Raw genomic sequence first — 17,965 nt, 5'->3', positions numbered from 1 at the left:
GTAAGGTCTCATGCAAACACTGCTTGTTCTAGGAGGCGGCTACGGCGGCCTCGCCCTGATTCAAGAATTGATTAGCAACCATCTTCCCTCTGACGTAGAAATTGTTTTGATTGACCGGATGCCCTATCAGGGCATCAAGACGGAATACTATGCGCTTGCCGCAGGTACCGTCACTGATTACCATCTGCGCATCCAGTTCCCGGTTCATCCCCGTCTCACCGTTCGATACGGTGAGATTGCTTCCATTGACCTGAAGAGCCGGGTGGTATCCATGGAGGGCGGCGAGCCGATCTCCTATGATATCCTGGCCATCGCGCTGGGTTGCACGGATAATTACCACAACATCCCTGGAGCAGATCAATATACCTGCAGTATTCAGACGTTCGCGGGTACACGCGAGACTTACCGTCGCCTGAATGATGTCAAGCCTTACGGTAAAGTGAATATCGTCGGTGGCGGACTCAGCGGGGTTGAACTGGCAGCAGAGCTAAGGGAAAGTCGCCCTGACCTCAACATCTCCATTCTGGACCGGGGAGAACGTGTGCTATCCGCCTTCCCGGCGAAGCTCTCGCAATATGTTGAGGAATGGTTCAATGTACATCACGTGGAGACTGTATCCCGTGTCTGCGTATCCCACGTCGAGGATGGAGCTGTCTTTAATGCCGATCAAGCCATTGCCTCGGACGTAACCGTATGGACGGGCGGTATCCAGCCAGTCAAGGTCGTTCAGGACCTGGATGTGGCGAAGGATCGCGGCGGCCGGGTTATTCTCGATGAATACTACCGGGTGCCACAGTATCCGGAAGTGTTCGTGATCGGCGACTGTGCAAGTCTGCCGTTCGCCCCAAGCGCCCAGGCAGCTGGAGGACAAGGTGAGCAGGTAGGGCAGGTTCTGCAGGCACTTTGGCGGAATGAGACGCCAAAGCTGCATGAAATCCGCCTGAAAGGCACACTAGGCTCCCTCGGCAAGAACGCCGGATTTGGACTTATGGGCCGGCGTTCTGTCATGGGCAGAGTCCCCCGCCTGCTGAAGAGCGGGGTGCTCTGGATGTCCAAACGTCATTTTGGCTAAGATTGGATGGGACTAGTCCAGATCAATATTGAACCATTCTTCCAATTCTTTGATCTTGGCATCTATCCCTGCTTCCAGTTCTTCTGCGGTCTCGGCTTCCACAATTTCGCCTTCTACCATGGCGAACGGAGCCAGGTAGCACTGTCCGCAATTGTTCAGACAACCATATTCAATGACGTCATATTCGGGGTTTTGTTCCAGCTTGATGCGCAAACGATCGGTTCCGTGGCCGGCATTACTGGCACAAAATTCTATTATTGGTCTCATGATGATCTCCCTATTCTGTCCTAACCATTTTATTTTTTAATCTTTTGTACTATAATAACACTAAGAAAGGAGTGATTGAGAAATGAGTGAAACTACACAAAGCACGTCCATGTATGATGAAGTGCTGGAAGTGCTCGATAAGCTCCGTCCGTTCCTGCAACGCGATGGCGGTGACGTAGAACTGATTGATGTCGAAGACGGCATTGTTAAATTGAAGCTGATGGGTGCCTGCGGTAGCTGCCCAAGCTCCACAATTACTCTGAAAGCTGGGATTGAGCGTGCCCTCATTGAAGAAGTAGAAGGCATTGAAGAAGTTATTCAAGTATTCTAATCCCGTTCTATAGTTGTCCCGGAAGCCTGTCACAGGTATCCGGGACTTCTTTTTTTGGCAACTAATATGCGCATTATCATACCAAAAACCCCCGCGGCCTTCAAGGCCGCGGGGGTTTGCTGTTAAATATGATCTTAGAATGCTGGAATGATGGAACCTTGGTACTTGTCTTCGATGAACTTCTTAGCTTCAGGAGAAGTCAGAGCCGCAGCCAGCTTCTTGATCGCATCGGAGTCCTTGTTGTCTGCACGGGATACCAGGATGTTAGCGTATGGGGAATCTCCACCTTCGATGAACAGAGCATCTTTGGTTGGCACCAGATTGGCTTCCAGTGCAAAGTTAGTGTTAATCAGCGCAAGATCTACTTCATCCAATTGGCGTGGCAGCATTGCTGCATCCAGTTCAATGATATTCAGGTTTTTCTTGTTCTCAGTGATGTCTGCTTTGGTAGAAGTAATGTTAGTGTCATCTTTCAACGTGATCAGACCATTCTTAGCCAAAAGAATCAATGCACGTCCACCGTTGGTTGGATCGTTCGGAATCGCTACTTTGGCACCATCTTTCAGCTCGTCGATGGATTTGATTTTCTTGGAGTAACCGCCAAATGGCTCAACGTGAACAGCAGCTACAGATACAAGATCCGTTCCGTTCTTCTGGTTCTGGTCGTCAAGGTAAGGCTGATGCTGGAAGAAGTTCGCATCCAGTTGCTTCTCAGCCAGCTGAACGTTTGGTTGTACATAGTCCGTGAATTCTTTAATTTCCAGCTTGATGCCTTGAGCTTCAAGCAATGGAGCGATAGCTTTCAAAATTTCAGCGTGCGGCACTGGAGATGCACCTACAACCAATGTAACAGGATCAGCTGCTGGTTCTGTAGTCGGCTCAGCGGAAGCATCCGAAGGAGCATTGGTCGCTGCGGAGTTCGCAGCATTATTGGCAGTGTTGTTGCTGCCGCAAGCAGCCAGCACCAGAATCAGTGTCAGGCTAAAAAAGGTCAGTAGTACTTTTTTCATTTGTAAATCCCCCTTAAAACAGTATGTTTTTTGTGTAAATAAGGATATCTATAATTAATGGCCCTTATTTCCTTGTAAAATACCTCACTAGCCGATCGCCGGCCATTTGCAGCAACTGCACCAGAATAACCATCAGCGCTACAGAGATAATCATGACTTCCTTCTCATACCGATAGTATCCATAACGGATAGCCAAGTCACCCAGACCACCGCCGCCAACCATCCCCGACATTGCCGTGTAGGAGACCAGCGTCACAATCGTAATCGTTACCCCAGCCAACAAACCTGGACGAGCCTCTGGCAGCAGTACACGCGTGACAATCTGTCCGGTAGAAGCTCCCATACCTTGTGCAGCCTCGATTACTCCGCGATCTACCTCACGCAGCGCCGTCTCCACCAGCCGGGCGAAGAACGGTGCAGCCCCAATGACGAGTGCGGGAATCGTGCCCAACACACCAATCGAGGTGCCTACAATCGATTTGCTAATCGGGATCAGCGCTACCATCAGAATGATGAACGGTACGGATCGCAGAATATTCACAACGAACGATAGAATTGAATAGATCACTCTTAAAAAGGACTGGTTGGATCTGCCCCATAAATATAGCACAATTCCGAGCGGCAAACCAAGAATAATTGTGAATATTCCGGAAATTCCTAGCATTTTCAGAGTGGATACCGCAGCATCCATCATTTCCGACCAGTTAATTTTGCTGAAATCCAAGCCACCCATTACGCAATCACCTCCACATCAAGGCCTTGAGCGGTCAGCTCTGCGATGGTCTGTGCAACCTTCCCGGCCTCTCCTTCAAAACGAACGATCAGTTGCCCGTAAGGCACATCCTTGATCGTAGAGATGGTACCCGAAAGAATGGAAAAATCGACGCCTGTCTCTCGCGCAATCTGGGATAAGGCCGACCCGTACGTTTTTTCCCCGAGGAAAGTAATCTTGACTGCTTGCGCTGAGCCATCATGGGAGGCGTCGATAGCCGCCCGCAGCGGACCATCGTGCTGTGCCTCACTGCGAATGAACTCGCGGGTGATCTCATGCTTGGGCTTCAGGAAGACCTCCGTCACTTCTCCCTGCTCGACGATGCCTCCGCCATGGATAACAGCCACCCGGTCACAAATGCTCTGGATTACATGCATTTCGTGCGTAATCAGCACAATCGTCAGATTGAACCGTTTATTGATGTCCAGAAGCAGACGGAGAATCGAGTCTGTTGTCTGTGGGTCAAGTGCCGAGGTCGCCTCGTCACAGAGAAGCACGTCCGGGTCGCTGGCCAACGCACGGGCGATACCGACACGCTGTTTTTGACCGCCCGATAATTGAGCCGGGTACTTGTCCCGATGTTCCTCCAGTCCTACCAGAGCCAACAATTCCTTGACCTTATTGTCAATAAACTTCTTCGAAGCGCGTGTCAGCCGCAGCGGAAAAGCGATATTCTCGTAGATGGTCGCGGAGGACAGCAGATTGAAGTGCTGAAAAATCATCCCGATCTTGCGCCGCTTCTCCTGCAGCTGTCCTTCCGGCAATTGAGTCAGTTCCACGCCATCTACCCAGACCTCGCCTTCGGTCGGACGCTCCAGCAGATTAATACAACGGATCAGCGTGCTTTTTCCTGCCCCAGAGTGGCCGATGACTCCGAAGATTTCCCCTTTCTTGATCGACAGGTTTAGCCCCGAGAGTGCCGTGGCGGTTTTGCTGCCTTTACCATATACCTTGGTTAGACTCTTTAGCTCTATCAAGCTGCCGTCCTCCTTTAACGATAATATCAGTGAATTGTACAAAAAAAGCCTCCGACGATCGTTTGCAGATCGCAAGAGGCCCTGTGCGCTTATAGACAATGCCGTCTCATCTGCCAACGTCCGCACTCACACGGCATTGTAGGAATTAGCACCATGGCACTTATGTACACGCGGTTCACGCATAAACATAAATCGGTTGCCGGGCTTCATCGGGCCTATCCCTCCGCCACTCTCGATAAGATATGTGATATAGTGTTGTAGTTTGTCATAAAATGTCCGGCCTAAGAAGGCATGATTTAGTATAATTTAGTTCTGCATTCTTTGTCAAAGGAAAATTTTCCGCAGAATTCCATTTTTACATCATCAGGATTTCCCAGTATTCTTAAGCCAGTGTTCCGTACTGTATTTATATACAGCCTCTAATGATTTGCAGACCATTTCCAGCCCCTGCTTTAAATCCTCCAGATGACTGTCGAGATCCTCGAGCTGTATTTTGTCGTGAAGACCCTGATGCCGCTGCCACAAATCATCCTGCATTTCAGCGTTCATATAATGGATTTCGGCATTGCGGCGCTTACGCAGGTTCTGCAGTGGGTCCCGGTAAGAGTTCTTAATGTTCTCCAGCTGGTCGGCCAGCACAGCATGCTCCTTGTGGGTAAGAAATTCCCGGAGTACCGTGAAATAGGAGAAGTGGGTTTTAACCCTGGATGTATTAAGATCATAAAGACTGTTCAATACCGTGCCAAGCTTGTCCAGCAAGGAGAAGACACGAATAAAGCCGTTTTTATAAAAATACACATATCGCGCATATTCGCCCTGCTCGGCCACCGACATATCATCCATATACCCGGCCTTTACGGATTTTCGATAAAAAGCCGCGGCAAACCAGCTCTGCTCCAGTTCATCCAATGAGACGATCAGGCCACGAGTCCAGATTTCCAGCTTCCGGAATTCATGATCACGGTCCTCATATCTGTTCATTTCCTTGCGCAGTAGCGATGCAAATTCCGCCATATGTTCCATCGCCTCAGCGAGCACACCGCTGTTCACACGGGGCGGTTCTCCCAGCAATATCCGCAGCATATGTTGTCCTCCTTACCTGCTTCGGATGCAGCAAATCCAATATGAGTGTTATTGTCCCACCCTGTAAGCCACTCTATCCATCCTCTTAGCCTCAGGGGACATCTGATCAAGTAATGATCAGCATAACATAAATGCCGCAAGGATCTGTAAGGATATGAGTGCCGAGTTAACGCCTGTTTCCCTTGCTAAGCTGCCATACCCGTACGCTCATATAACACAGTACACCGAATAGTCCGGCAATCAGCAAAATGTGAGCAAGAGCGGCAAAGATGTAGAGCTTATCATTCCCGAGCGTATACACAACCGCCGCCCCGCTGAACACCTGCATCAGGCATAGCAGAACCGCTGCAACCCCCAACATCCTCAGCTCTCTGTGGTCCTTCTGCTTCCAGAATGCCAAATGTCCCAGCAATGCCGTCAACATAAACAACAGCAAAGCCGCTATCCGGTGTGTGAACACAACCCCAACGCCCCCCGATAGCTCGGGAATCCACTCCCCATTACAGAGTGGCCAGCCAGAGCAGCCCCCTTGGGAGTCGGTATGGCTAACAAACGCTCCTATGTAGACAACGATGTAAGAATAAATAGTCGTGAACCAAGTCAAATTGCGAAAAGAAATACTCACCGGCTTGCCGGGCACAGGAAGAGTGTCGCCTTCTTCATGCCTTCTTTTGGACCCTAACGCCAACATCAGGGAACTGGCAAACGCAATCAGCGAAAATCCCATATGTAGCGCCATCACGGCTGCAGACTGGGATCTTAGCACTGCAAGCGCTCCCATTCCGCCTTGTACAATTACAAACAGCAGCGTCATCCAGGCATACACTAACAGATCGCGCCGCTGACGCGCATAACGCCAGAAGGCAAACATGGAGGCAAGCGAGAGCATACCCGCCAATCCGCTAAATAAGCGGTGGGTATATTCGATCAAGGACCCTACAGTATAGGCAGGAATCAGCTTACCATGACACAATGGCCATTCATTTCCGCACTCCAGGCCCGAACCTGTTTTGGTTACTACCGCCCCGCCCAGCAGCGCCAGGAACATTACCAGACAGGTTATGTAACTAAGCCACTTCAACTGATTTGTCGTCAAATGTGATCACCCGCATTATAAAATAAATAAGTAAATGAATGACTTTTGCTGGAAAAGTATGAAGTAATGCGTTTCCATTATAACCGATAAAATGGTATTTGCGGCATTTGATTCTGCATTTTAAGAAGAAATGGCCTCCCCGTTGTCTGATATCTAAAAAAAACACCGCTTTGCTCATAAAACGGGCGAAAGCGGTGTTTCCATTATCCATCCATTACTTGTGAATGCTTTGATAAACCTCAAGGGCTGTATTGAGGAAATTCTCGATTTCCACACGGGATTTACGCAGCTTGCTCACAAAGCGAACCAACTCGCGTCCATCGGTATAAGCCACAAAACTCGGAATGCCGAGAATGTTCTGCTCCTGGCTTACATCGCCAACAGCGTCGACATCCACTTCCACGAGCGTCAGGCGGCCGTTATAATTCTGCTCCACCTCAGGCATAAAGGGATCAATGAACTTGCAGTCGACACACCAGTCGGCTTTGAATACGGCTATCGTCAGCCGGGGCGATTGAATCGCTACCTGAAACTCAGCGGGAGAACTAATCTTATCCATCCAGGGGTCATTCCCTTCCAATAAAAAATATGTTGCCTGTACCTTTTAAGTGAAGCAAAATGCGACACGGAAGTCAAATCAATCATTTGCATTATTCTCTTGTCCGCACACGAGCCGGCTGTAATCTCATCAACGGGTTCAGAAGTTTCTGAAGGGCACGAGGGTATCCGGCAATTTCCTGCTTGCTGATCACACCTAGCACGATGAGCAGTACAAGATAGATAATTACAACCGCTGCGCCCACCACGAGGCAAGTCAGCAAGAATGCCAGACGAGCAGGCATAACATGTGTCAGCAGAATACCGGCTTCATTCAAGCCATAGCCGATGCCCACGGAGACTAGAACCGCAAATACAAAACCTCCCCAGCGCTTGCCCATAATCTCGAAAGGTACGATCTTTCGCAGCAGACGCAGGTTCAAGTATGTAATCACGATAAAACAGAGTGCTGTTGCAATAACAATTCCGTAGATCCCCATGAACCGGCTGAGCACCAAACTGAAGATAAGCTTCGTGGCGATCCCGCCGAGCACGTAGAACATAGAGATTCGGGATTTGCCCATCCCCAGCAATATCGAGTTCGAGGTTGTCATCGTTATTTGGAAAATCGTACCGAATGTAAGGAGCGCAATAATTCCAGTTCCTGTAATATTGGTGAACAGAAGCCCATTGATAGAATAGGCAGCAGCGACCAATGACATAACAATCGGTGTTCCAGTTAAAATGGAAATCCGCAGCGCGAGTGTAATCTGCCGCTTCAGGTGAACATCATCCCGCCGCGCATAAGCCGCTGAGATCACCGGGATCAGCGATGTGCTTAGCGCAATGGCAAGCACGGGTGGGATTCCCGCGATGCTCTGCGCTTTTTGCCCCAGAATCCCCAGCATTTGCGTGGCGCTGGCCTCACCAATTTGGCCGCTGAGAAGCGGAACAATCAGGGTCGTATCAATGAAATACACTGCTTGGATGGTCATGGATGATAGCACGATTGGAATGGACAGACTAAAAATATCCTTATATATCCCAAACATCGGAAGCTTGGCACTAGGCGCTGTATTTAAATTCTCCAGACGATCCTTCTTCCGGGTCTTCATGATGAAATAGAGCATGACCCCAAACGCAGCAATACTTCCCAGCACGCTCCCGAAAGAAGCACCTGCTGCCATAATCGGATTTCCATAGCCTTGTTTGAGCAAAATATAAGCCAGCAGAATCGCTGTGAACACTCTGGCAATCTGTTCCACGATCTGTGAAATACCGCCAGCCATCATATTATTGCGTCCCTGCAGATAACCACGCATCATCGCGATGGCCGGGAACAAGAGGAGTGCAGGCGCAATGGCCTGAATGGCCCTTGTACTCTGTGGAACCTTGGCATGGTTCGCGAACCACGGCGCAGCAAAGTACAGCGCCACGCTCATAATAACCCCCATCACCGCAGCAAAAATAAGCGCCGCCCGATAGACCTGCCGCGCTTCATCCGGTCGGTTCAGCGCATACCGTTCCGACACCATTTTACTAAGTGTACTTGGGATACCGGCAGTTGCCAGCGTCAGCAGCATTAAATACACGTTGTTGGCTTGTACAAATGCTGCGTTCCCGATATCGTCAAACAGATGCTCCAGCGGAACCCGCTGAAAAATACCAAGCACGCGCGCCACGAGTGCTGCTGCAGCCAATATTAGCGTGCCTTTGACAAAAGACTCTTTCTTAGACAAACTGCTTCGCCTTCTTCACTGTTAAATTAATGCAGGCCGATCCAGATGAAAAAGAGGATGACCATCGCTAATTGCAGCACAATCTTGACTACCGTACTGCTGAACAAACCAATTAATGCTCCTACACTTACTTTGGTGGCTTTGCCCGCTGAGGAGCCGACGATCAGTTCACCAATAAACGCGCCCAGAAACGGGCCAATAATCAAACCGAACGCCGGAATGACGAACGGCCCGAATATCAAACCGATGGTGCTGCCGATGACCGAAGCACGTGAGCCGCCGAATTTTTTGACACCCCAAGCTCCAACTACATAATCAGCGATAAAAAGCACCACCACGATCAGTGTCTGGGTTATCCAGAACCAGGCGCCAAAGGACTGGAAGGAAAAGAACCATCCGTATACAAAAAAGGCAAGATAAATCGCAAGTGCACCCGGAAGAATCGGAACTACTGCACCGGCCAACCCGACAGCAAATAAAGCGATAATCAGAATCCAACCCAGGATTGTCAATTCCTTCTCCTCCAATGTCGTTCACTTTACAATATGAATCGTTGAATGACCTCAGCTATGCCATCTTCGTTATTGTTAGCTACAATAGCGTCCGCTTCCTGAAGAACCGTCTCCTGGGCATTGCCCATCGCGATACCAAGACCAGCCTGCTGAATTACTGCAAGATCGTTCAGACTGTCTCCGGCGGCCACGACTTGGGACATATCGATGCCGAGCAGCTGGCAGACTTCCTTAATTCCGGTTGCTTTGTTAATACCCAGCGGGTTAATCTCCAGGTTATGCGGCGAGGAATTCGTGATTTCCAGCCCGCCCAAGTCTTGCAGCTCCAGCAGCAGCTTGTGCCGGATGTCATCATCCTCAGTGCTGTACCCGAACTTCAACCATTCACGGCCCTCTGTATTTCCATCCCAGTTCTCCCGGTTGTGTACTTGCTCCAGAGAGTAAGCCCAGAACCAGATCCCATAACGCTCTGCCATGTCATACAACTGACTCACAAGTTTAGGATCCATTAAGGAACGGCGATACAGCTCATGCGGCGCACGCCACACTTCGCTGCCGTTCACCGTTACCATTGGCGTCTCCAGACCAAGCTGCTTGGCATAAGGCCAGGCACCGTTAAAAGAACGACCTGTGGATAGGCAGACATGAACGCCCGCCTTTACCGCTTTTTGAATCCATTCCACTGTCTTTGGGGTAATGATTTGTTCATCATTCAACAGGGTCCCATCCATATCCAAGGCAAGCAGGCGGTATTTGGCAGTCATTGCCACCCCTCCATTCTTTGTTGTGCCCATTTGCGGGCAATTTTATGGTTGTTGTGTATTTGTTGTTGCATCTGTAGATTCGGCATTGTCTTGCCCATTCGCTGGAGACTGCAAACTCTTCTTAGGTACACCATTCAGTCCGTATTCCCAATCGTAGGCATCAAAGATTTTCCGGGCTACTGGTGCGGCACTGCTGCCACCCAATCCGCCCTCTGGAATAATTACAGCAACAGCCAGCTTTGGATGTTCACGCGGGGCAAAGGCTATAAATACCCCGTTGTCGATTGTATTTTTAACACCTTTACTATAGGCATCCTGCTGCGAAGTACCTGTCTTACGGGCAAAATCATACGGGAATTTATCAAAGCTGCTGACTTTACTGCTCATTCCCTTGATAACTTCTCTCCAATAAGCCGGATCGAAATCCACCTTATCCAGTTCTTCACGGCCGAAAGTCTTCACTACCTTGCCGGAGGAATCGGTGATTTTACTGACCAATTGAGGTTTAACCCGTACACCTTGATTCGCGATCGTCGATGCATACTGAGCCAGTTGCAGAGTAGTATAACTACCTTGCTGACCAAATGACGCATAGACTAATGCAGATTGGGCACTTCCTGCTTCAGCCTCTTTAAAATAGTTCAGCATTCCTTTGTACTCTTTCGGTAAACCGCTACCGGTTGACACCCCAAGACCAAATTCCTTCATATATCGATCCCAGACTTCCACACCCTTAGCTCCGTACTGCTCATAAAGCTTCTTACCTACCTTATCGATCATAAAGACGTTGGAGGAGTTCGCAATGGCATCAGCCGGGGATCTAAAGAATCCATAGGCATGACTCCCGGCATTCCTAACCGTGGTTTCATGACCGGCTTTACCAAACTTGGTGCTGCCTGTATCTGAATAAGTGGTATGTGTAGTAATGAAACCTTCTTTGAGACCAATAAGCACCGTAAGTGGCTTAATCGTGGATCCCAAGAAAACAGTAGAACTAAAATTATGACCGGAGCTTCCTGAGGAAAACGGGGTAATCGTTCCGTTCTGATAGTTGCCCATAATCTTTTTCCATACATCAGGGTCCATCTTGTCTTGTGTCCACACATTGGTATCGTAATCCGGCATACTTGCCATAGCTACAACATTACCGGTATCCACTTCCATCGCCACGGCGTAGCCGGTAACCGCAGACGGATGCAGCTTCCCTTGAACCGTATTCTTGTGCAGCCAGTTGAGCTGGTCGGTAATGGCCTGTTCGGTTTTCATCTGGATATCCTTGTTGATCGTCGTCCAAATGTCATTTCCCTTCACAGGCGGAACTACTTGCTCAATTTTCTCAGCCATGTTCTGCGGGTTAACAGAGATCTCCTGATAACCATTCTGGCCGCGAAGCTCCCGCTGATATTGCAGCTCCAGCCCGTCATAACCAACAATTTCATCATCCTTGTAGGTCAGGCCGGCAGTGGGATTGTTCTTCATCTCATTCAAAATATTCTGGTAAATCGGCAAACTGTTGGAGGATCTGAAAGGCTTGATATAACCAACGGTCTGCACGGCAACCGTGTCCTTATCATAATGGCGGTTGCTCTCCTCCACCACGGTAAGTCCAGGGTACTCATCCTTGTGTTCCATGAAGTAAGCTACTTCTTCCTCAGTGAGACCTGACTTAATTCGTCGAGCCATGTACCCCGAATACTTTTTAAAGTACAAGTCCAGAGAATCCAGCACATCTTCCTTCGTCATAGCTTTAACGTCTTTGGCACCGAACTTTGCAAAGTCCGCGACAAGACGGTTCGCCAGATCATCTGACTTGGCCTGAGCCGCAGGTGACAGCGTCGTCTTCCCGGTCTCCTTGTCGGTTACCTTGGCCGTATATTCTTTGGTCAGTGTAATGTATAACGATTGAACCGGTGTGGAATAGGCCAGCTTCTCGCCTCCTGCGGCATAGATCACACCGCGCATGGCTGCTAGCGGTACACTTTTTGTTGCCCGGTTAGTCTCCACCTCAGTCAAGGTTGGCCCTTCTACAAACTGTAGAACCGCAAGACGAATAATAATGACACAAAAAATAATAAACGTGCTGAAGAAAAACACGTTGATCCGTAGGCCAAGGGAACTTTTGCTAGTGGTCTCGTCCTGTGGCGAGGCCTGCTTACGGAAAAAGCTCACAGTTTTTCCTCTCCTTCTTCTCTAAGATGATTATTCTGCCGCGTCGGCCTCAGGAGTCGTGGTGACAACTGGTTGAAGTTTCTTCTTCGGTACACCATTCAGCCCGTACTCCCAATCATAGGCGTCAAATATTTTGCGGGCTACCGGCGCAGCACTATTGGAACCAAATCCACCTTCAGGGATGACCACCGCTACGGCAAGCTTGGGCTTGTCACGTGGTGCAAAGGCGATAAAGACACCATTATCGCGCAGCTCCTTTTTAGCTTGTTGCTGGGATGTTCCCGTCTTTCGGGCAAAATCATAGGGGAAGTTCTCGAAGGCGCTGACTTTACTGTTCATACCCTTCTTAATCTCCTGCCAAAACGACTTATCAAATTTCGTCACCTCATTCAGCACTTCGCGACTGAATTTGGTAACCGTTTTGCCCTCTGCATCCGTTATTTTGCTAACCAGTTGCGGTTTAATCCGCTGCCCTTCATTGGCTAATGTAGTGGCATATTGAGCCAATTGCAGCGTCGTATAACTCCCCTGTTGGCCAAAAGACGCGTACACCAGTGCGGCTTGCGCACTACCCGCTGCTTTGATGTTGGTGTAGTTGATCTGACCAAGAAATTCACCAGGCAGACCGCTTTCTGTAGATACACCAAGTCCGAACTCCTTCATATACCTATCCCAGACATCAATGCCTTTGCTTTTATATTTCTCATACAGCTTCTTGCCAACCATATCGATCATGAACACGTTGGACGACTTCTCAATCGCGGTTGCGGGTCCCATCTTCCCATACACGTGGCCTGAGGAGTTCCTCACTGTGGTCTCATGACCTTCTTTACCGAACGAGGTGCTGCCTGTGTCGATGTACCTGGTCGAAGAAGAGATAAAACCTTCTTTAAGGCCAATAAGCACCGTCAGCGGTTTGACGGTCGAACCCATCAATAGCACCGACTGAAGTCCATGTCCGGATAACCCCGATGAAATCGGGTTAATCGTGCCATTCTGGTAATTGTACATCATCTTCTCCCAGGCAGCCGTAGACAGAGTACCTGTTGTCCACACATTCGTATCATAGTCGGGCATACTCGCCATGGCGACGATATTGCCAGTGTCTACCTCCATAGCTACAGCATAGCCGGTCAATGCGGCGGGATGGACCTGTCCCTGCACAGGGTTGGTATGAAGCCAATTGATCTGCTCCATGATAGCCTGCTCAGTCTTAAGCTGAATGCTTTTGTTAATCGTTGTCCAGATGTTATTACCTTTAACCGGTGGAACAACCTGTTCCACCTTCTCTGCCATATTCTGTGGATTGACCGATATCTCTAGATAACCATTTTTCCCGCGCAGTTCTTTCTGATATTGCAGCTCCAGACCGTCGAAGCCAACGATCTCATCATCTTTGTAGGCGAGGCCCGGATCTGTCTCCCTCTTCATGGCCTGAGCAATATCTTGATAGAAAGCCCGGTCATGCGAATAACTAAACGGCTTGATATAACCAACAGTCTGCACGGCTACTGTATCCTTGTCGTAGTGACGTACAGTTTCTTCAACAATTTCTAGTCCCGGGTAGTCATCCTTGTGTTCCATAAAATAGGCGACTTCCTTATTCGTCAGCCCGGTCTTTACCCGGCGGGGAACATAACCAAGTGATTTGCGAAAATTCAAATCGAGCGCTTTAAGAACATCCTCTTGTGTCTGATCCTTAACGGCGGGATCACCATATTTCTTGAAATCTGCCACAAGGCGAGCAACCAAATCATCCGACTTAGCCTGGGCCTCCGGTGTCAAAACCGATTTGCCCAAGACCTTCGTCTTAGCTGTGTACTCCTTAGTTAACGTGATGTACATAGAATATACCGACGTGGAATAAGCGAGACTCTCGCCCCCTGCTGCAAAGATGTTCCCGCGCAAAGCAGCAAGCGGCACATTCTTCGTATTACGATCTGACTCTACTTCGGTCAATGTGGGGCCTTCGACAAACTGCACAATGGCAAGTCGAACGATGATTACGCAGAAAATAATAAACGTGCCAAAAAAGAACAGATTGATCCGCAGACCCGTGAATCCTCTGTTCGGCGTATCATCCGAACCGGGTCTCTGTCTACGAAACTGACTCACAGCCCTCTCTCCTAACAATAGATAAAATATGGCACATAAATGTAAGCCAATCCTATTAATTCTTATGATGAGTAGTCTAGTTAGTCCAGTTTATTGTACCACATCTGTTTACGCTGCGCCTTTACGTCACAGCACGCTCTCCCTGATATGCGTGTCATAGAAATCCTTAGTGTTGAACCAGTTCCCGCTACTCGCCCAAGTAGGGTCGAGGGGGATCCAGGCTTGCTTGTCACTCACGTATACCTCATTCCAGGCGTGCGGACCGTATCCGCCCCGTCCATCATATCCCTGACCAGTCACAACTCGCACCTGAAGGCCCTGTGAACGGGCCATTACGGCATAAAGGCGTGCATAGTCAATGCATACACCAAGTCGTGTATTGAACGTGTCTTGTGGGGTCTGCTCATGCCAGACCCGGTTCTTCTCGTAATTCTCAGCCTTGGCATAATCATAAGCAACCCGGGAACCGACCCAGTCATACAGCAGCCGTGCTTTTTCCTCTTCCCCTGCTGTCTTTCCGACAATATCAGCAGCCGCCCCAGTGATATCGCCGGAAATATCGTGATCGATAATCTCGTATTTACGACGAAGAATATCATTCATCTCTGCCGCGACTGCCTGAGTCAGAATCGGTAGCTTTTTATGAACCGTATCACCAGCGAAAGGCTCAATGACTGCGGCTGCACTCTGGCTATAGACTGGAGAAGATTCCACATAACGACTGAAGCTGCTGTCCGGACTCAGTGCAACGCCGATGAAAAGTACGGCTACCAATATAAGCCCCCGTGCCATCCCGATCAATAATCCAACGCCTGCTCCGCCCAAACGGCTTAGCGCGGTCACCTTCTTGTCCCCTCTACGACGACCGCTGCTCTGAAACGGAAGCAGAAGAATAACAACTCCGAGTAGCATACGTATCAAGCTGTAACAGAGCAACAATACTAATAGAAACCGTACAACCGGAGATCCCGCCAAAACGGAAATAGCTGTATAGTACAGCTGCTGCCACCTTGTCAGCTCGTTGTCCATGTACTTCACCCCGGAAGCCCATGCTTCGACAAGCGGAGAGAAATAAGCCGCCGCCGGTATAGCAAGAAGAAGCGCGACAAGCGTCGATATCCCTGCACCCAAAAGACCAAACAACCTGCCTGTCGAACGTGAAAATCCTCTACCCCAGCCCTGCAAGAGGGAGAAGGCAACAATAAGAAGTAGGATGATGGAGATTACGTTGGCATCAGCCACGCTTTTTATCCATCCGTTGAGCATGTCCGCTCCCCCTTTCTTTAGCTATGGAGTGTCTTGATAAATGCCCGTCTATCTTTACTTTCCAGCTGTATTCTGTTTACGTGCGGCATCAATAAAAGTTTTGGTTGTATCATTAATACTCCATTTTCCCAGTCCAACACCGCGGAAGGTAACTTCCACCTTGTCCTCCCCGGCTTTCCCTTTGACTTCAAGATTCGGAGTAGTGATTGTAAATGTGCCATCCCCACCGGAGGTATACTTGGCGTCCTTAGCCTCCTTAAGCATAACGTCCTGCGCTTCGCTTTTTAAGGTGCTTAATGTGCTGTCGGCCACTTTGTTCACAGCGTTCCCGATCTGATCCATTGTAACCCCGCTGTAGATAAACAAACCGGCGATGATAACAATGACAATCGCCCATTTAAGAACCGTCTTGACCAGATTGACCACAGCGAACAGCAGCACAAGCGCAATAACGATAACTAGCCAATTCTCTCTAATAAACTGTGACCACACCTCTGTATTCATCAACTTCACAACACCCCAATCAACTTTAATATTGATTATTATACATGATGTAATCTCAGAATTCATGGTTACCCAGTTGTACCCTGGCGTGGCGGCGCCGGGGCGCAACATCGACGGTTGATATTATAAAAAAGCGGTATAAGCCCTGCCTGGCCCACGTAAAGTACAAGTAGCTGCTTTTTCGTTCTGCAGATGAACTATTTGAATACGCCTGCCCTGCAATTCCTATGTTGCGACAGGCCCGGAGGTGTTACATGTGAAAACTGCGCTGTGGCTCTACTTGTTCCTTTTTCTGGCCTTCTTCGATTTGCACGCCCAATATCCCGTACTGACGCCGTTTGCCATATCACTTGGCGCCGGCCCCGCCTTTATCGGCTGGATGATGGGCATGTATTCGCTGACCCACCTCCCCGGCAATCTGCTGGCTGGAGTGCTTGTGGATCGTAACGGAAGCCGCCGGTATATCGTCTTCAGCCTGGTGACGGCCGGTGTGCTCCTGCTACTGCAGGCGCATGCGCAGTTCCCCTGGCATCTGCTGCTGCTGCGCGCAGCAAGCGGCTTCGCGCTGGCCTTCCTGTCCCCGGCCTGTATGACACTATTGGCCTCGCTCTCTTCGGATTCGGCCACTCAAGGCAAGTACATGTCCGGTCACGGTATCGTGCATACACTCGCCTCTGTGATCTCTCCTGCCGCCGGTGCGTTTATCGTCGCCAAAGCCGGATTCTCCGGTACGTTCAGCAGCCTGGGCTGGCTACTGATCCTGACAGGCTTCATGGCTTTCTTCAGCGTCCCCAAGCATGTGCAGACCCGTGCTGCTGATCCTTTGGTTCATACGGAAGCTGATCTGGAAGCTACTCAACTGGCAAAATCGGCTCCTTCTCAGACCAACACCAATTTCGCCAAGCCCTCCAGACGCTATTATCTGCTGCCATTTTTCGTCTCTTGTTCCCAGGGGGTATTGTTCTTTGAGCTTCCTCTCTCACAAAATGGAGGTCGGGACATTCTCTCCACAGGCCTGCTGCTCTCGCTTCTGAGTTTGGGGGCTCTCGTGACACTCAGCATGTTCTTCCTGCATCGGCTGACACCTTCCGGTAGAATAGCCGCAGCGCTGCTCGGCATGGCGATCTGCTTCTTCGGGCTTGCTGCTTTCGGCAATATCCCACCCGGCCTCCTCCTGTTCCTGATGGGCGCTGCCAAGGGTGTGCTGTTTCCCGCAATGGCCTCACTGTTCATTAGCCTTGGTGGCCCGGGGCGGCTAGGCAGGACGTTCTCCATGCAATCTATCGCCATGTCCCTCGGCGCATTCGCAGGTCCTGTCGCTGCCGGTCAGCTGCGGGGTATTGTCTCCCCTTACTTTATTGCCTTCCTGCTGCTGATGACTGCACTCCTTCTGCTTCCGCCAAAGAGCACAAAGCTCGAACCTAGCTACAAAGCAGGCCTGAATGGACGCGCAGCCTAAAGCCTAACTGGCTGGTTCTCAATACGTTTTTTTGGGGTATCCCCGGTTTTCTGGACATCCACTTTCATTATTCTGGTGTTGGACTTTCTTTTGGTAATCATGCGCCGCGCTGGAGTATTCTAAATATTCCATAGAAAGCGTTTTTGTCGTATCCTCAATCACCCGGGCATATCACCCGGGTGATTGTTTGCTTTTGCGACATTTCCCGGGGAATGATTACATATCCGCGTTAGCGCCTGTTAAAAATGACGAAGCTTAGGTAAAATATATGCGTGTGTGTCATGATTATCGC

The 17,965-nt window shown here is 49.6% G+C and carries 17 protein-coding genes and 1 riboswitch; of the genes, 3 read left to right on the top strand and 14 right to left on the bottom strand.

Annotated features, from left to right (window positions below; all coding sequences use genetic code 11):
- Positions 1-10: 10 nt before the first annotated feature.
- Positions 11-1,072 (top strand): NAD(P)/FAD-dependent oxidoreductase, encoded by a 1,062-nt coding sequence (locus ACFRAM_RS21605; RefSeq protein ID WP_379467937.1) that lies wholly within the window; start codon positions 11-13, stop codon positions 1,070-1,072.
- Positions 1,073-1,084: 12 nt separating this feature from the next.
- Here ACFRAM_RS21605 and ACFRAM_RS21600 read toward each other — a convergent pair whose 3' ends face one another.
- Positions 1,085-1,339, bottom strand: a complete 255-nt coding sequence (locus ACFRAM_RS21600) for a YuzB family protein (protein WP_379467935.1) — start codon at positions 1,337-1,339, stop codon at positions 1,085-1,087.
- 82 nt (positions 1,340-1,421) lie between these two features.
- Between ACFRAM_RS21600 and ACFRAM_RS21595 the strand changes: the two genes are divergently transcribed.
- Positions 1,422-1,670, top strand: a complete 249-nt coding sequence (locus ACFRAM_RS21595; protein ID WP_066376413.1) for a NifU family protein — start codon at positions 1,422-1,424, stop codon at positions 1,668-1,670.
- Between the two features lie 134 nt (positions 1,671-1,804).
- Here ACFRAM_RS21595 and ACFRAM_RS21590 read toward each other — a convergent pair whose 3' ends face one another.
- The 13 genes from ACFRAM_RS21590 to ACFRAM_RS21530 form a co-directional block, all read right to left on the bottom strand.
- Positions 1,805-2,680, bottom strand: a complete 876-nt coding sequence (locus tag ACFRAM_RS21590; RefSeq protein WP_379467933.1) for a MetQ/NlpA family ABC transporter substrate-binding protein — start codon at positions 2,678-2,680, stop codon at positions 1,805-1,807.
- A 64-nt stretch (positions 2,681-2,744) separates the two neighbouring features.
- Positions 2,745-3,413 carry a methionine ABC transporter permease gene (locus tag ACFRAM_RS21585; RefSeq protein ID WP_379467931.1) on the bottom strand — a complete coding sequence of 223 codons (669 nt, stop codon included), beginning with the start codon at positions 3,411-3,413 and terminating at the stop codon, positions 2,745-2,747.
- Positions 3,413-4,429, bottom strand: a complete 1,017-nt coding sequence (locus ACFRAM_RS21580) for a methionine ABC transporter ATP-binding protein (RefSeq protein ID WP_379467928.1) — start codon at positions 4,427-4,429, stop codon at positions 3,413-3,415. Before ACFRAM_RS21580 ends, ACFRAM_RS21585 begins: the two co-directional genes overlap by 1 nt.
- Before the next feature lie 103 nt (positions 4,430-4,532).
- Positions 4,533-4,671: riboswitch (SAM riboswitch) on the bottom strand.
- Between the two features lie 121 nt (positions 4,672-4,792).
- On the bottom strand, positions 4,793-5,512 hold the full coding sequence (locus ACFRAM_RS21575; protein ID WP_379467926.1) for a Cthe_2314 family HEPN domain-containing protein: 720 nt from the start codon (positions 5,510-5,512) through the stop codon (positions 4,793-4,795).
- A 166-nt stretch (positions 5,513-5,678) separates the two neighbouring features.
- On the bottom strand, positions 5,679-6,608 hold the full coding sequence (locus ACFRAM_RS21570; protein WP_379467924.1) for a COX15/CtaA family protein: 930 nt from the start codon (positions 6,606-6,608) through the stop codon (positions 5,679-5,681).
- Between the two features lie 214 nt (positions 6,609-6,822).
- Positions 6,823-7,167, bottom strand: a complete 345-nt coding sequence (locus ACFRAM_RS21565) for a thioredoxin family protein (protein ID WP_379467922.1) — start codon at positions 7,165-7,167, stop codon at positions 6,823-6,825.
- A gap of 91 nt (positions 7,168-7,258) precedes the next feature.
- Positions 7,259-8,884: a putative polysaccharide biosynthesis protein gene (locus ACFRAM_RS21560; RefSeq protein WP_379467920.1), complete on the bottom strand. Its 1,626-nt coding sequence runs from the start codon at positions 8,882-8,884 to the stop codon at positions 7,259-7,261.
- A 26-nt stretch (positions 8,885-8,910) separates the two neighbouring features.
- On the bottom strand, positions 8,911-9,396 hold the full coding sequence (locus tag ACFRAM_RS21555; RefSeq protein ID WP_379467918.1) for a DUF456 domain-containing protein: 486 nt from the start codon (positions 9,394-9,396) through the stop codon (positions 8,911-8,913).
- Between the two features lie 26 nt (positions 9,397-9,422).
- Positions 9,423-10,160 carry a Cof-type HAD-IIB family hydrolase gene (locus ACFRAM_RS21550; RefSeq protein ID WP_379467916.1) on the bottom strand — a complete coding sequence of 246 codons (738 nt, stop codon included), beginning with the start codon at positions 10,158-10,160 and terminating at the stop codon, positions 9,423-9,425.
- 42 nt (positions 10,161-10,202) lie between these two features.
- Positions 10,203-12,329, bottom strand: coding sequence for a peptidoglycan D,D-transpeptidase FtsI family protein (locus ACFRAM_RS21545; RefSeq protein ID WP_379467915.1), 2,127 nt, complete (start codon positions 12,327-12,329; stop codon positions 10,203-10,205).
- 30 nt (positions 12,330-12,359) lie between these two features.
- Positions 12,360-14,444, bottom strand: coding sequence for a peptidoglycan D,D-transpeptidase FtsI family protein (locus ACFRAM_RS21540; protein ID WP_379467914.1), 2,085 nt, complete (start codon positions 14,442-14,444; stop codon positions 12,360-12,362).
- Positions 14,445-14,570: 126 nt separating this feature from the next.
- A complete protein-coding gene (locus tag ACFRAM_RS21535; RefSeq protein ID WP_379467913.1) occupies positions 14,571-15,710 on the bottom strand; it encodes a transglutaminase domain-containing protein in 1,140 nt (379 codons plus the stop codon).
- Between the two features lie 54 nt (positions 15,711-15,764).
- A complete protein-coding gene (locus ACFRAM_RS21530; RefSeq protein WP_175371445.1) occupies positions 15,765-16,214 on the bottom strand; it encodes a hypothetical protein in 450 nt (149 codons plus the stop codon).
- Positions 16,215-16,470: 256 nt separating this feature from the next.
- Here ACFRAM_RS21530 and ACFRAM_RS21525 point away from each other — a divergent pair, with 256 nt between their 5' ends.
- Positions 16,471-17,673, top strand: coding sequence for an MFS transporter (locus ACFRAM_RS21525; protein ID WP_379467912.1), 1,203 nt, complete (start codon positions 16,471-16,473; stop codon positions 17,671-17,673).
- Positions 17,674-17,965 lie beyond the last annotated feature (292 nt).

Source organism: Paenibacillus sp. NPDC056722, assembly GCF_042790635.1.
In the GTDB taxonomy this organism is placed as follows: Bacteria; Bacillota; Bacilli; order Paenibacillales; family Paenibacillaceae; genus Paenibacillus_AQ; species Paenibacillus_AQ agri.
This window is presented reverse-complemented; position numbering and strand designations above follow the sequence as displayed.